This is a genomic window from Anaerosolibacter carboniphilus (assembly GCF_014205875.1).
Classification (GTDB): domain Bacteria; phylum Bacillota; class Clostridia; order Peptostreptococcales; family Thermotaleaceae; genus Anaerosolibacter; species Anaerosolibacter carboniphilus.
In genome coordinates, this window is the sequence record NZ_JACHEN010000002.1 from 59,663 (window position 1) to 75,039 (window position 15,377).

Here is a 15,377-nt window from a genome sequence, read left to right on the forward strand (position 1 = left end):
AAACTTTTGCTTATACTGCTATAAACTGAAAATATATCAGAACGATGATTCCAAGCACAATCCGATAATATCCGAATACTTTGAAGTCATGTTTCTTGATATAGTCCATCAAAAACTTGATGGCAAATATCGAAACGATGAAAGCAACCAATGAGCCTGTCCCTAAGGCTATCCATTCTAAGCTGTTGAAGCCTAGACCCGCCTTTATTAATTTCAAAGTACTTGCCCCCAACATAATGGGTATAGCTAGGAAAAATGAAAACTCTGCTGCGATGTATCTGGATGTCCCTAGCAAAACTGCCCCTATGATGGTGGCACCAGACCTGGATGTGCCCGGCACCAATGCCAATATCTGAAATAGTCCTATTCCTATGGCTGTTCCATAGCTTAGCTGTTGAAATGTGTTGATTCTAGATCTTTTATTCAAATTTTCTATAACAATAAATAGTACACCATAGATGATCAATGTTAAAGCTACAGTCACAGGATTATATAATAGCTCCTCTATGGCATCTTCAAATAGTGTCCCTACGACACCAGCAGGTACTGTAGCCACAATAATTTTAAACCAAATGCTTATGGTCTCTCTTCTCTCCTGACCCCTTTTATGGGGGTCAAAGGGATTTAACTTTTTAAAGAACAAGACGATTACAGCCAAAATTGATCCAAATTGGATCACGACGAGAAATGTACTCACGAAGGCTGGAGAAAGCCTAAACTTAAACACTTCTTCCACCAATATAAGGTGCCCTGTACTGCTCACTGGAAGCCATTCCGTAATTCCCTGGACAATCCCCAGTATAATGGCCTTCAAAATCTCTATCCATTCCATCTTGATTCCTCCCATGTATTATCTTCTATGCGTCTTAACGCTATTTTCATATACTTTCATCCTTCCTTAACACTTCCTTTATTTATGTAAATATGTAAAAATCCGTTGACCTGACTATAGCTTTATAGTTTATGCTGGTATCACCACACAAATTATATCAAAGGAGGATGAAAAAATGATAAATAATTTTTTTATAAATAAAAACTTTTTTCTGTTGTGGACTGGAAAAATCGTATCCCAAGTAGGTGATAAATTCTATGGTATCGCCCTTGCATGGTGGATCCTACAAAAGACCCATTCCCCTGCAACCATGGGTTTTTTTATGGCAGCATCTACCCTTCCTGGACTTCTCCTGGGCCCCTTTGCGGGCACACTGATCGATCGTTGGAATCGAAAGCACATCATCATCATAAGTGACATTGTCAGAGGTCTTTTGGTTGTAGTTACTGCCTTACTTTCTACTTGGGATGTCCTGGCCTTATGGCATATTTTCTTAGCCTCAATCATAATCTCCTTGGCATCGGCCTTTTTTGATCCAACAGCGCAAGCCATTATTCCCCAATTGGTCACCAAGGATCAGCTTTCCAAAGCCAATGCCCTAGGTGAAATGGTCACCGCCTTTAGTACGATTATTGGACCCATATTCGGTGCCATGTCTGTAAGCCTTCTGGGATTTACTTGGGTCTTTCTTATGAATGGCCTCTCCTACTTGATCTCTGCCTTCTTCGAGTGTTTCATAACATTCTCAAAGACTCATGATTCCCATATAAGACAAAACAGCCTATGGTTCGAGATGAAAGAGGGAGTGAAATTTTTATTCCACCGGCCAAATCTTATCCTTATCATTAGCATCATAGGTATTACCCACTTATTCGTAGGCTGTCTCATGGTTGTTCTGCCCTTTCTGGCAAAAGAGCTAGGAGACAACAGTGTTCAAAACCTCGGCAATCTAGAAATGATGCTAGGTGTAGGTATGTTTCTTGGTGCCACCTATATCCATAGAAAAATTAAAAATATTACCCAAGAAAAAAATCTTTTTTATATCATTCTTCTCATGGGTGTTTTATTTGCATCTATAGGTGTTGCCAGAGCTATGGTAGGTTTATCCCTGCCCCCTTATATGCTATTGGTATTCTTGATAGGTACAGCCATTGCAAATGCATCCATCTATTGGAGATCTCTCTTGCAACTCCACACCCCTGATACCATGACAGGACGTATATTTAGCATTTCCTCTATGGTTGGCAATGTATCTCTTCCCCTGTCCTATGGTTTATTTGGGTTATTGCTCAATTATCTGTCTATCTCTCTTTTAATGCTTATTTCTGGAGCTTGTCTATTGCTGGTCGGCACCACCCTCATGGGATCATACAAAACAGCCGCGCAATAACTGCGCGGCCACTATTTTTTCTCAATCTTTTCAGCCAATTCATTGAGATACATCCATCTCTCCATTTTTTCTTCCAATTGCCTTTCTAACGCTTCCTTCTCTGCAGATAGCTGCTGTAAGAGGGTATAGTCTGTGGCCGCATTATCGAGTTTTTCTTCTGTCTCTTGAATCTTTCGCTCAAGATCGGCAATAACATCATCTATCTCCTCATATTCTCGCTGCTCCTTGAATGAGAATTTTAATGGCTTTTCCTTCTCTCTCCCTCTATCTCCCTTGTTTGAAGCATCGGCTTTCTTCGTTGTGGTATCTTTTTCTACAACGTCATTGTCTGCTTCATGGATGCTGCTTTCCTTGTAGTCGCTATAGTTTCCGGTATATTGCTGTATTCTTCCCCGCCCCTTAAAAGCAAAGATCTTATCTGCTATTTTATCCAGGAAATAGCGATCATGAGAGACAGCGATCACTGCTCCCGAAAAATATTCCAGATAGTCCTCTAGAATGGTCAGGGTTTCTATATCCAAATCATTGGTTGGCTCATCTAACAGCAGTACATTGGGTGCTTCCATGAGGATTCTTAAGAGATGCAGCCTTCTTCTTTCACCCCCGGAAAGCCTGCCAATAGGTGTCCATTGCAACCCAGGGGGAAACAAAAACCTTTCCAGCATTTGAGAAGCACTGATTCGTTCCCCGTCTGCCGTTCTCACAAATTCTGCACCTTCTCGGATATATTCAATCACCCTTAGGTCATCATCCATATGGGAAGTTTCTTGGGCAAACATACCGATTTTCACCGTTTCTCCCACTTCAATCTTTCCTTGATCTGGTTGAAGGATTCCTGCCAGCAGGTTAATCAGAGTAGACTTGCCCATTCCATTCGGTCCTATGATACCTATTCGATCATCCCGTAAGACCGTATAGCTAAAATCATGGATTACTTCCTTATCATCGAAGGCCTTGGAAACATGGGCTAACTCGATGACTTTTCTTCCTAATCGACTGCTGGCCACAGAGATCTCTAATTTCTCCTCATTGAGATCTATACCTGCCTCCTTCAGTTTTTCAAACCGCTCAATTCTTGCTTTTTGTTTCGTACTTCTAGCTCTTGCACCCCGCCTGATCCATGCCAGTTCATTCCGCAGTAGACTTTGGCGCTTTCTTTCCGTCGCAGCCTCCATCTCCTCCCGCTCCAGCTTCTTCTCCAAGAAATTATTATAGTTCCCTTTGTATAGGTACAAGCTGCCTTGATCCAGCTCAATAATCTCATTGACCACTCTATCTAGAAAGTATCGGTCATGGGTGATCATGAGGAGAGCGCCCTTTCTTTTGTTAAGATACTGTTCAAGCCAATCAATGGTATCATTATCCAGATGGTTTGTAGGCTCATCTAAAATCAATAAATCCGATGGATTAATTAAGGCCGCCGCCAAGGCAATCCGTTTTTTCTGACCTCCCGACAACGTACCTACCTTTGCTTGAAAATCTGTGATCCCAAGCTTTGTCAAAACTGTTTTTGCCTCACTCTCGATGCTCCAGCCATTCATGGTGTCCATATCGTGGCTGAGCTTTATGATTTTTTCATTAGGAGTATCTGGATTCTGTATGGCTTCTTCATATTCTCGAAGGGCCTTCATCACCGGTGACTCCCCCTTAAACACCTGGGTAAGAACATTGGCCTCAGGATCGAAATAAGGATTTTGAGACAGATATTCTATCACCACGGAACTGCCCTTCATGACCCTGCCCTCATCAGACACTTCAATTCCAGCAATAATCTTCAGCAATGTACTTTTTCCTGTTCCATTGATGCCAATGACACCAATTTTATCCCCTTCGTTGATTCCTAGATTTATATGATTTAATAGTGGTTTCTCACTATAGCTTTTCGAAACATTTTCTACATTTAAAAGATTCATGGTGCTCCCTTTCCTTATGTTCATTGGTTTTTATTTACTTATAACATATACTGCATGAAAGCGCAAATTTTTCAATCACTAGCCAATAATGCATTCAAATGATATTACAAATACTTTTTTAGCCAGATGATGGCTTCCTCCAACATACCTGTGCTGATATAATGATCCATTCTGGGAATTTCCTGAAATTTTAATTTCTCTGGTGCATCCTTATATAGGGATGACACCTTTTGATAGAATACCCGCTGACAATCAATAGGCACAGATGAATCCGCATCCCCATGAAGCATCAGAATAGGTCTTCCCTTAAGGGCTTCCTTTTGCTGCAGCGGATCATACTGGGCAAGCACCGCGATGTGGGATGGATCTGCGGATGGTATTTTTCCTCTTTTTCGGAAGATCTCCTCTGACTTTGCCCAAGCACAAGAGCCATTGAAATTTACCAGACACTTCAAGTCAGGATTATGGACGAATATACCCGATGCACTGAAACCACCCATGGAACTTCCCATGACGCCTATCCGTTGAGGATCCGCGCTGTGATTTTCAACAAGACCACGGATCAGTGCCCTGGATTCCTCCACATTCTGAAGTACAACCTTCCAAAAATATTCTTCCATCATTTTGGGGTCGCTATGCTGTATGGGATTTCTCTCCCCATGATGCAGGGCATCGGGTAAAATTACTTGATATCCATAGGCCGCGAGAGAAACTCCTCTGAATCTTTGGTACTCTTTGCTAGAACTCCAGCCATGGTAATAAATTACCGTTGGCATTTGCCCTTGACTACCTTTGGCCCTAATTTTTAAACAAGGTATTTCTTCAACCTCAATCCGCTCTATGGTAACAAATTCGTTTTCAAAAGAAAACATCATGTCCAGTTCCTCCTTATCTCTCCTCATTCTTCCTATGCTAGAACGAAGGCTTTTGCTGATAATATAGTATGCCATTCTCCTTGGCCTTTTCAGCCGCACCCACCGATACCAAGTGCTCTAAATGAGACATGGCTTCCCCCGCTGCAAACCATTTCTGAGGTCCCGGAAAATCTTCCCAAGTATCATATCGTAAATCCCAATGCATCCGTGCCGCTATGTCTCGAACTGTCCTTCTCTCATTCTTGATAATTTCCATGATCTCATCCAGCCGTTTCTTATGATGCTGTAAAAGCTCATCAATACGTCGTTTATGATCCCTTAGTACATTGCGATGAGCTGTAAAAAGATAATCGATATCATATCCATACACCTTTTTCAAACTGTTGAAATAGACAGATAAAATATCCTGATCGAATCCCCAAAAAGCGATATTCGGTGTAATTTTATCTAAAATATGATCTCCACCGAAAAATAGCTTATGTTTTCTCTCATAAAGTCCAATATGGCCCGGCGTATGTCCTGGTATGTCCACTACTTGGAAAACATATTCTCCTAGGTCCAGTATATCCCCTTCCCTTAGAGAATCAAAATCAATAGGTTTCTTCGGGCTATATTTATATCCTGGATGCTCTTCAAAGGAGATACCATCCTTTCCTAGCCCAAACAGAGTATTATATGCTTCGAACTTCTCCCAATATTCACGTTTTGTCATCTCGTTGATCATATTGCCATCAATCGCTCCAGCATATACCTTAACACCTTCTTGGTTTAAGGCTGCAGCAAGGCCTGAATGGTCTGAGTGCAAGTGAGTAATCAACAGATTAGTTTTTTTCAAATCTATACCTAGCTCCTGAACCCCTTTCATCAATGCATCCCTACAAATCTCGATGTTGAATCCCGTATCGATGATTAAGTTCCTATCTTCTGAAACGATGATATAACTATTGATCGCCTTTAATGGATTGTTGGGTAGTGGAATTTCCAGTTGATAGATATTTGGATATACTTGTATCATTATGTATTCACCTTCTCCTTCGTTAAGATTTGCCTATTTATTATAAGGAATCCATGTACATTTCTTTCTAATTCAGAAAATGTTGCATTTTCTTCATACTTAATTCATGATTTCTTCATAGTTTTTCCAGAGATATACTATAAAATATAGTTGTGAAGAGATAACCCCCATCTCCTTTTAAATAGGGTTTCTATCCAGTTGGTAGAAACCCCCTATGATTTTTTGAAGATTTTTAAATAATTTTTCGCTATTTATGTATAAGGTCGTGAAACCTGTCAATACTATGATTATCGAGAACTTGATGCCCCGGTATTTTAGTCCCCCTTTAATGCCGACCCATCCATCAAATTCTCGATTTTTTTATGCTATTTTCTCAAACAATCTATCTCCTAATACTATTATAGCTTAATGGTATACAAAAGCCAGTTTATCCTAAAATAAACTGGCTTTTGTATACTTTCTGCCTATTCTTTTATTTGTAGGAATCAGTGTCCTTACCGTTTCTTGGTTTTTATCTATACCTACGGAACGACAGAGTCGTCGTTCCCTACATAAATCCATGATGAATTGATCTATCGTAGGGTTGGACGACCCTGTCCAACCGTTATCGCTGTGTCGTGTTTTTCTACAGCTACCATACTTTATCTATCTGTTTACAATTTACGAATTAGCCTCAGCAAATCACTGAACAAGCCATAACCCGTTTGTTCAATTTCAGGGTCATGTTCAATAATTGTCAATTCTCCCATTAGATCTGTCTTAATGGACAATATAGACGAAGTTCCTGTTACGCTGGCAAAAACATGATCTTTTGAAATCTCCATAGGTTTCACCACACCTACAACCTGTCCGTTTTCCACCCGCCCTTGGCAGATCAGCTTGATTACTTTTCCCTCTCGTTGGGCCCTTAGAATATCCTCATGGGTAATGTCCTCTATACCCTTTCTTTGAATATCCCTTGGTGTTATATTGGCATGCATCAATACATTCAACAGGGCAGCAGTTTTTGCAGCCGCATCCCATCCTTCAATATCCATGGAAGGATCTGCTTCCACAAAACCCCTTCTTTTTCCCTCTTCCACAGCATCTTCAAAACTTTTTCCCTCAGCCATTTCCTCCAGGATAAAGTTGGTCGTTGTATTGAGGATTCCTTTTATTCCTGTTACCCTGCACATGGGCAGGGTTTCGTCCACAAGATTAAACACAGGCGTACCATCCATGACTGTTGTTTCATGAAAGAAATGTACCCTTTGTTTCTCCGCCATACTTATTAGCTCATGATATGCCCATGCAATGGGTCCCTTATTGGCAGTGATGACATGTTTCCTTCTGCCAAAGGCTGTGTTTATATGCTCTATGGCTGGTTGTCCTGTAAAAATATTCAAGGGTGAAATTTCGATCAATACATCATAGTCTACCCTCTCTATGATTTCCATGGTACTCCACTCTCGATAAGCTTCCCATTGCCTATCAAAGGATCCTTGCCTTTCCAAATCTTGAAGAGCCCTATTCAAATCTATCCCTTTCTCATCCACCAGATTTCCTCTGCTGCCTGTGGTAATGGCTACTATTTTCAGCTCCCATTCCAGCGTTCCACTTAATTCCTTTTGTTTATCTAATATAATTCTTGCTAGTGCTTTTCCTGCATTTCCAAAGCCTACCATTGCAATTTTTAATGTTTTCATTGTTCTCCCCCTCTATCAAGGATATCTAAATTAATTTCTATTTGTATTTCAAGGTTTCCTGCCTATTGCCCTATACTCTTTTTAGAATCTTTTAAGACCTTTATCCTTATCTATTTCTGAAAACCACTGGAAAACTTTACATATAGGTCCTTTTATTGTATTCTAAAATATAGATAGATCATAAAAAAACAAATTTCGACATGTGTTATAATGAAAGTAGTCCATGAAATACTAATTTTCATATTTATAAAACAGGAGTGATTTTGTCATGGAAGCCATGGAAATACCGAGGGATGTAGCTGAATGGAATAATCTGATACTTATTTATAAATTTGCCCTTAAGGAAATCGATACTAAGTTAAACATTTTGAATGAGGAATTTCAGTTTATTCATGCCCATAACCCAATTGAGCATATCAAATCCAGAGTGAAAACAACAGACAGCATTATCGGCAAACTAAAGCGTAAGGGGTATGATGTCACTCTTGAGAATGCAAAGGAATATATCCATGATATCGCGGGCATTCGAATCATTTGCTCCTTTACATCGGATATCTATACCATCTATGAGTTGATCAAGAAGCAGAGCGATGTGAAAATTATAGAGGTGAAGGACTATATCAAAACGCCAAAACCCAATGGCTATCAAAGTCTCCATCTCATCGTTGAAGTTCCCATTTTTCTGTCTGATCGAGCGGAGCCAGTCAAGGTAGAAATACAAATCCGTACCATTGCTATGGATTTCTGGGCCAGCCTAGAACATAAAATCTTTTATAAATTTAACAAAGCTGTTCCTGAAGGAATCACCGATCAATTGAAAGAGTGTGCTGACGTCGTTTCAAACCTTGATCATCGTATGCTTTCTATTCGAAATGTCATGGCCCAATATAAATAGCGCATGGGAGTTTTTTATCCCATGCGCTATTTATATTGAGGACTTTATACTAGCTCGCTTGTTCATCTGAACTTTCACCTGTAAACTGGCTATTATAAAGGTCTGCATAAAAGCCCCCTTTTGCTAAGAGTTCTTGATGCTTGCCCTTTTCAATAACACTGCCGTTATTCATGACCAAAATCAGATCTGCATTACGAATCGTAGACAATCTATGGGCAATGACAAAACTGGTTCTTCCCTTCATCAGCTCTCCCATGGCTTTTTGTATATTTACCTCTGTTCTCGTATCTACACTGCTGGTGGCTTCATCCAGTATCAAAATTGCCGGATCAGCAAGTATAGCTCGAGCAATGGTCAGCAGCTGTTTTTGTCCTTGGGAGATATTGGAAGCCTCCTCATTCAGTAGGGTATCATATCCATCTGGAAGGGTTCGAATAAAATGATGAGCACGAGCAGCCTTTGCTGCCTGAATGATCTCTTCCTCGCTGGCGTCCTGTCGACCATAGCCTATGTTTTCCCGAATGGTTCCATGAAAAAGCCAAGTGTCTTGAAGTACCATACCAAAAATACTGCGCAGATTTCCTCTCTTTATGTTTCGAATATCTATCCCATCTATCGTAATTTTCCCATTATTAATCTCATAAAAACGCATTAAGAGATTTACAAGGGTTGTTTTCCCTGCCCCCGTGGGCCCCACAATAGCCACGGTTTGCCCCTGCTTTACATCGATATTCAGATTTTCCATCAACATCGTATCTTCCTTATAGCCGAATTGCACATTTTTGAACTGAACCTCACCCTTGGGAGAAGTAATTTCCTTTGCATCTATAGCATCTGATACCTCCTCTACCTCATCTAGCAGCTCAAAAACACGTTCTGCCGAAGCCACTGTAGATTGAAGGATGTTGGCAATATTGGCTGTCTGTATAATCGGTTGGGTAAACTGCCTTGAGTATTGTATAAACGCCTGAATATCTCCGATTTGAATTCTCTGTTTCGTTACAAGGATTCCCCCGACCACACATACAAATACATAGCCAATGTTATTGATAAAGCTCATCAAAGGCATGATGATCCCTGATATAAACTGGGCTTTCCGACCCGCTTGATAGAGCTGGTCATTGATTTGATTAAACTTTTCAATGGATTTTTTCTCGTGACCAAAGGCCTTTACAATGGTATGGCCTGTATACATCTCCTCTACATGACCATTTAGTTCTCCAAGGGCCTTTTGCTGCCCTGTAAAATATTTTTGTGAACGGGATGTTACCGCTTTTGTTACTGTTACATATAAAGGCAAGGTCACCACGCAGATCAACGTCATCATCGGACTGATGGATAACATCATTACCACAATCCCTACCAGAGTGATAACTGATGTGATGAGCTGGGTCATGCTTTGCTGCAACGTACTCCCTATGTTATCAATGTCATTGGTAACACGACTTAGAATTTCCCCATGGGTACGAGAATCAAAGAATTTTAAAGGCAGCCGCGCAAGCTTACCATTTACATCTTCCCGTATATCATAGACAGTTTTTTGGGCTACACCCGCCATGATAAATTGCTGGATATAGGTAAAAACAGTACTGATTACATATAGTACCCCTAGGATCAATAGGATCTGAAGGATATAGTTAAAGTCAATCTTTGCCCCTGGGACACCCCTCATTTTTATCATGATCCCTTCAAACAATTTGGTGGTAGCTTTTCCCATCACCTTTGGGCTAAAGATACTAAAGGTTGTGCTCAGAATTGCCATAAAAGTTACGGCTAACAGCTGGAAGCCCCTGGGTTTTAAATACACAAGGAGCCTCTTTAGCGTGCCCTTAAAATCCTTCGCCTTTTCTCCAGGCATTCCCATACCATGCCCCATAGGCCCGCCGCCGAGTCTTCTACCACCTCTATAGCCTTCCCGTTGTTCACTCATGCGATTTCCTCCTCTGAAAGCTGTGACGTTACGATCTCACGATAAACCATACACCCCTTCAAGAGCTCCTTATGATTGCCCATTCCCACAATTTTGCCATCATCTAACACGATAATACGATCTGCATCAATAACCGTGCTAACCCGCTGTGCCACAATCAATAAAGTAGCTTCCTTGGTTTCTCTTTTAAGAGCAGCTCGGAGCTTTGCATCAGTTTTGAAGTCTAAGGCAGAAAAGCTATCGTCGAAAATATATATTTCAGGTCTTCTAACTAATGCTCGGGCAATAGCAAGACGCTGCTTTTGTCCTCCTGAAACATTATTTCCTCCCTGGGCAAGAATAGATTCAAAACCATTCTCCATACCAGATATGAACTCCATAGCTTGGGCAGTTTCGGCTGCTCGTCTAATCTCTTCATCCGATGCACTTTCCTTACCATATCGGATATTGTCTGCAACCGTGCCCGTAAAAAGCACAGCTTTTTGAGGAACCAACCCAATTTTAGCTCTGAGGCTCTCCTGAGACATTTCACGGACATCCACACCATCCACTAAGATACTCCCCGCATTCACATCATAAAACCTTGTAATCAAGTTGATTAGTGTTGATTTTCCCGAACCTGTACCCCCAATGATGGCCGTTATCTCTCCAGGACCTACATGGAATGTAATATCTTGAAGGGCTGGCTGCTCTGCCCCTGGATAGTAAAAATTTACATTTCTGAACTCCACAAAGCCTTTTTTACGGTCCATTTCCTTGATCTCATCCGCATCTACAATCTCAGGAACCATGTCTAATACTTCATTGATTCTCACCGCCGAGGCTGAGGCTCTGGGAACCATCACGAACATCATGGAAACCATGATGAGGGAGAACATAATCTGCATGGCATATTGAATAAATGCCATCATATCGCCTACCTGCATGTTTCCATTGTCAATACGAACACTCCCAAACCAGATGATGGCAATGGTTGTAAAGTTCATTACCAGCATCATCATGGGCATAATAGCAGCTATGATTTTATTTACACGAATGGCATTTTCTGTTAGATCCCGATTTGCATCATTAAAACGCTTTTTTTCATGATCAACACGATTAAAAGCACGAATTACCCGGATACCGATCAAGTTCTCTCGAAGAACAAGATTTAATTTATCCAATTTTCCCTGCATCACTTTAAAAAGAGGCAATGCTTTTCGGGCTACGGAAAAAATCAATGCTGCAAGCGCTGGAATCACAACTACGAAGATCAACGACAGCTTTGCATCCTTTGATACCGCCATAATGATACCACCAATGCACATCATGGGCGCACTGACCATCATCCGTAAGCCCATGATCATCACCTGCTGCACTTGATTGATATCATTGGTTGTTCTAGTGATGAGAGAGGCTGTACCTATCTTGTCAAATTCGTGAAGTGAATAGGTTTCTACTCTAGAAAAAACCTTGCCACGGAGATCCCTGCTAAAAGCGGCTGCCGTTTTTGATGACAAAAATGTAGCCGTAATGGAACAAATCGTTCCACCTAACGCCACAAGAAGCATAAGCCCGCCGATTTTCAAAATATAAGGAGTATCTCCATTGACAATACCCTTGTCTACGATATCCGACATCAAAGTGGGCAAATATAGTTCCCCCAGAGATTGGAAGAACAAAAGAATCAAAACAATCGCTACTGTGGTTATATACGGTCTTAAAAATTTGAGTAATTGTACCATCCTTTATCCGCTCCATTCCATATAACTACTCTCAGTCTTTCATATTTTTTTCTATGGTCTCATTTAATTTCAAAAGCTGTGCTTCAATTTCGACTAACTCCTCAGGGCTTAATCCATCCACCAATTCACTGAAAAGCTCTCTATTCTTTTCTCGCATCTCATTAAATACCTTTTCACCCAAGTCTGAAAGAACAAAGTATATATTTCTTCGATCCTCTTTATTCTCTATTCTTTGCAGATAGCCCTCATCAACCAGTCTGTTCACCGTTAAGCTTAAGGAACTCTTGGCTAAGCTCAGATGATTGCACAAGGTGGTTAAGTTGGTTTCAGGGTGCTTTTTAATCATCTTCATGATAAACACCTGATGCATGGTCAAATGACTACTGTCCATCTCTTTCATCATGGCATGCCTCATATTCATGTGTATTTTTTTAAGCAGATACTGAAGCTGTTCTGGGATATTGGTTTTTATCTCTTCCATTGTTATCCACCTTCTATTTGTTTTATATGCGAACAGTTTTATTATAAAACTATATTGTTATCCTGTCAAGCAATACCATATTTTCTGCCTCTTCTCATTACAATTTCGTGCTTTGTATAGCATTATTTTATGCTATTCCGAAGACAATATTGCAATCCCCACGTATATGATATAATAGGAACAAAAGCATTTCATGATTTAAGATGAAGGAAATGCTTTTGTTCTTCACAGGGAACTAATAGGTGCTTTGCACCCGGCCGCCTCACCGTCTCGGCGGCGCTCGTAGCACGGCATCACTTCTTCGTGATGCCACTCGCCCTATGACGCTTCGCTGTAACCCTCCAATTATTAGACATAAAAATCGCAAATTGCTCCGCAAATGCTCATGTCGTAATAGAGATTTCTTCGAGTAAGACTCTCAAAATCTCTATTACTTAAATTAATTCAAAAAGTGGATTCTCTTTGATAGAGAATATTCCCGCTATAATTTTATATCATAAAGACAGTACTATGGGGTGAACCCCTTTAAAAATCCCCCATATCAAGGAAATCAAAACCCAAAATTTCCTTGATATAAAAAACATTATCAAGGAGGTTATTCCATGCAATCTTATATTCTTACTGTGTTAATTGGTTATATCTTTGGGTGCTTTCAGGCCTCCTATATTCTGGGTAAGATCGTTAAAAAAGTAGATATACGTAGTTTAGGAAATGGCAACGCTGGCGCCTCTAATGCCGTCAATACTTTAGGGTGGAAGTTTGGCATCGTGGTGGCCCTCGTCGATATCGGAAAAGCTACCCTCTCTATACTTATTATGAAAGTCCTTTTACAAGGCAGCGTAAGGCCTGAACAGCTTCCCTTTTTCCTCTATCTAAATGGCTTGTTTGTCATCTTAGGCCATAATTATCCCTTTTACATGGGCTTCAAAGGTGGAAAGGGAACGGCATCCCTCATCGGTATGCTCGTAGCTATCGATGGCCGCATCGCCCTCTTATGTATTATTGCCATCTTGATTGTTACTATTGTCACTGATTATATCGCCTTAGGCACCATTGGCCTCCTCATTGTTTTGGTGCTTTCCACTTTGTATTTTCAATACAGTATAGGTTGCGTCATCATAGCATTGGTCATTGCTGCCCAAAGTATCTATAAGCATATCCCTAATATCCACAACATTCGCCGTGGTACAGAGAGCGGCCTGCGAAAGGCTTTAAAGAAATAATGACAGCATTTTAATAGAAGAGGACGAATTCAGATGAATTCGTCCTCTTCTATTAAAATGCAAAGTTACCGTTCTTAAATATAGGTATTTCTCGTCCATCTATGGTAGTACCTATGATCTCTAAATCTGCGGTTCCAATCATAAAGTCCTCATGGGTAAGAGAATCATTTACCCCTGATCTTATTAACTCTTCCTGAGACATATTTTCTCCATCTTTTATACATACAGGATATGCTTTTCCAATGGCCAAGTGACAGGAAGCATTTTCATCAAAAAGAGTGTTATAGAATAATATATTTAAGTTTGAAATTGGAGAATCATAGGGAACAAGGGCAACCTCTCCAAGATATAATGCGCCTTCGTCCGTTTCAAGCAGCTTCTTTAGAATATCATATCCCTTCTTTGCTTGGAAATCTATGATCTTTCCATCCTTGAAGGTAAACGAGAATTCCTCAATCAAATTGCCATTGTGGTTTAAGGGCATAGAACTTACTACTGTTCCATTAACACCCGTCTTTTTCGGCAAAGTAAAAATTTCTTCTGTAGGCATATTGGCGATAAATTCCACTCCTCCAGGGGTATACTCCGACCCTCCAAGCCATAGATGGCCTTCTGGAAGTTCAATCTTTAAATCTGTACCCAAAGCATTTTTGTAATGAAGAAGCTTGAATTGATTTGAATTTAAGAACTCCATTCTCTTTTTCAAATTACTTTTGTGGGCTTTCCAGGATGCCACAGGGTCTTCTTGATCCGCCCTCACTGTTCTGAATATAGCATTCCAAAGTTCTTCTACAGCTTCATCTTCCATCAGTTCTGGGAAGACCTTCATGGCCCAGGATTGTGTTGGAATAGATGCGACACACCATACATTTTTATTGGCCATCAGTTTTTCATAATATTCTTTTAAAGCAGTACTACGAGCCTTTTCCGCCTTCATCATTCTATCCGGATCAACGTCCTTCATCAGTTCAGGATCAGAAGCAGAGATCGTCAAGAACGCTGCTCCTTGGCGCACATGAGATATGTATAACTCCTGCTGCCATGAAGGAAATTCTTCAAAAATCTCCTCTGGTCCATGCATAAATCTAATCTTTGAAAACAATTCATCTCTCCAATTCATCACCACATCCCTTGCCCCTTCTTCATAGGCAATTTGGGCAACCAATCTGGCAAAGGAGGCGCACTCTATGGGAGATGTAATCACTAAAATCTGATCTTTTTGAATGTTAATCCCTGTTTTTACGAGCAATCGAGCATATTTTTCCAACAAAGCCTGATCCATGATAAAACCCCTTTCACTCTTTATATAGACCCTTTGTTCCTATATTTTCCTCATAAGTAAGATTATATCATACTATTGTAAAAACATACCATTTCTTTAGAAGAATCCTATTGGTTTTGGGCGGTATAAAAG

Annotated in this window: 13 protein-coding genes; 3 read left to right on the forward strand and 10 right to left on the reverse strand. The window is 40.4% G+C overall.

Annotated features, from left to right (window positions below):
• Positions 1 to 10: 10 nt before the first annotated feature.
• Positions 11 to 832 carry an undecaprenyl-diphosphate phosphatase gene (locus HNQ80_RS02320; protein WP_184307789.1) on the reverse strand — a complete coding sequence of 274 codons (822 nt, stop codon included), beginning with the start codon at positions 830 to 832 and terminating at the stop codon, positions 11 to 13.
• A gap of 175 nt (positions 833 to 1,007) precedes the next feature.
• Between HNQ80_RS02320 and HNQ80_RS02325 the strand changes: the two genes are divergently transcribed.
• Positions 1,008 to 2,222, forward strand: a complete 1,215-nt coding sequence (locus HNQ80_RS02325) for an MFS transporter (protein ID WP_184307790.1) — start codon at positions 1,008 to 1,010, stop codon at positions 2,220 to 2,222.
• 11 nt (positions 2,223 to 2,233) lie between these two features.
• On the opposite strand, the gene HNQ80_RS02330 is transcribed toward HNQ80_RS02325, so the two are convergent.
• From HNQ80_RS02330 to HNQ80_RS02345, 5 genes are all read right to left on the reverse strand, one after another.
• Positions 2,234 to 4,159 carry an ABC-F family ATP-binding cassette domain-containing protein gene (locus tag HNQ80_RS02330; RefSeq protein ID WP_330602725.1) on the reverse strand — a complete coding sequence of 642 codons (1,926 nt, stop codon included), beginning with the start codon at positions 4,157 to 4,159 and terminating at the stop codon, positions 2,234 to 2,236.
• 80 nt (positions 4,160 to 4,239) lie between these two features.
• Positions 4,240 to 5,010, reverse strand: coding sequence for a dienelactone hydrolase family protein (locus tag HNQ80_RS02335; protein WP_184307794.1), 771 nt, complete (start codon positions 5,008 to 5,010; stop codon positions 4,240 to 4,242).
• Between the two features lie 37 nt (positions 5,011 to 5,047).
• On the reverse strand, positions 5,048 to 6,025 hold the full coding sequence (locus tag HNQ80_RS02340) for an MBL fold metallo-hydrolase (RefSeq protein WP_207726823.1): 978 nt from the start codon (positions 6,023 to 6,025) through the stop codon (positions 5,048 to 5,050).
• A 432-nt stretch (positions 6,026 to 6,457) separates the two neighbouring features.
• Positions 6,458 to 6,586, reverse strand: a complete 129-nt coding sequence (locus HNQ80_RS26195) for a hypothetical protein (RefSeq protein WP_279288945.1) — start codon at positions 6,584 to 6,586, stop codon at positions 6,458 to 6,460.
• Positions 6,587 to 6,678: 92 nt separating this feature from the next.
• Complete coding sequence (locus tag HNQ80_RS02345) at positions 6,679 to 7,710, reverse strand: homoserine dehydrogenase (protein WP_184307796.1); 1,032 nt, start codon at positions 7,708 to 7,710, stop codon at positions 6,679 to 6,681.
• Between the two features lie 268 nt (positions 7,711 to 7,978).
• Between HNQ80_RS02345 and HNQ80_RS02350 the strand changes: the two genes are divergently transcribed.
• Positions 7,979 to 8,605: a GTP pyrophosphokinase gene (locus HNQ80_RS02350; protein WP_184307798.1), complete on the forward strand. Its 627-nt coding sequence runs from the start codon at positions 7,979 to 7,981 to the stop codon at positions 8,603 to 8,605.
• 49 nt (positions 8,606 to 8,654) lie between these two features.
• Here HNQ80_RS02350 and HNQ80_RS02355 read toward each other — a convergent pair whose 3' ends face one another.
• Genes HNQ80_RS02355 through HNQ80_RS02365 form a run of 3 tightly spaced genes read right to left on the reverse strand, consistent with a single transcriptional unit; the run spans position 8,655 to position 12,740 of the window.
• Positions 8,655 to 10,535 carry an ABC transporter ATP-binding protein gene (locus HNQ80_RS02355; protein WP_184307800.1) on the reverse strand — a complete coding sequence of 627 codons (1,881 nt, stop codon included), beginning with the start codon at positions 10,533 to 10,535 and terminating at the stop codon, positions 8,655 to 8,657.
• Complete coding sequence (locus HNQ80_RS02360) at positions 10,532 to 12,259, reverse strand: ABC transporter ATP-binding protein (RefSeq protein ID WP_184307802.1); 1,728 nt, start codon at positions 12,257 to 12,259, stop codon at positions 10,532 to 10,534. The genes HNQ80_RS02355 and HNQ80_RS02360 overlap by 4 nt, the downstream gene beginning before the upstream one ends.
• 31 nt (positions 12,260 to 12,290) lie before the next feature.
• A complete protein-coding gene (locus HNQ80_RS02365; protein ID WP_184307804.1) occupies positions 12,291 to 12,740 on the reverse strand; it encodes a MarR family winged helix-turn-helix transcriptional regulator in 450 nt (149 codons plus the stop codon).
• 602 nt (positions 12,741 to 13,342) lie between these two features.
• Here HNQ80_RS02365 and HNQ80_RS02370 point away from each other — a divergent pair.
• A complete protein-coding gene (locus HNQ80_RS02370) occupies positions 13,343 to 13,963 on the forward strand; it encodes a glycerol-3-phosphate acyltransferase (RefSeq protein WP_184307806.1) in 621 nt (206 codons plus the stop codon).
• Positions 13,964 to 14,015: 52 nt separating this feature from the next.
• Here the strand turns inward: HNQ80_RS02370 and HNQ80_RS02375 are convergent, their stop codons facing one another.
• Positions 14,016 to 15,245: an aminopeptidase gene (locus HNQ80_RS02375; RefSeq protein ID WP_184307808.1), complete on the reverse strand. Its 1,230-nt coding sequence runs from the start codon at positions 15,243 to 15,245 to the stop codon at positions 14,016 to 14,018.
• Positions 15,246 to 15,377 lie beyond the last annotated feature (132 nt).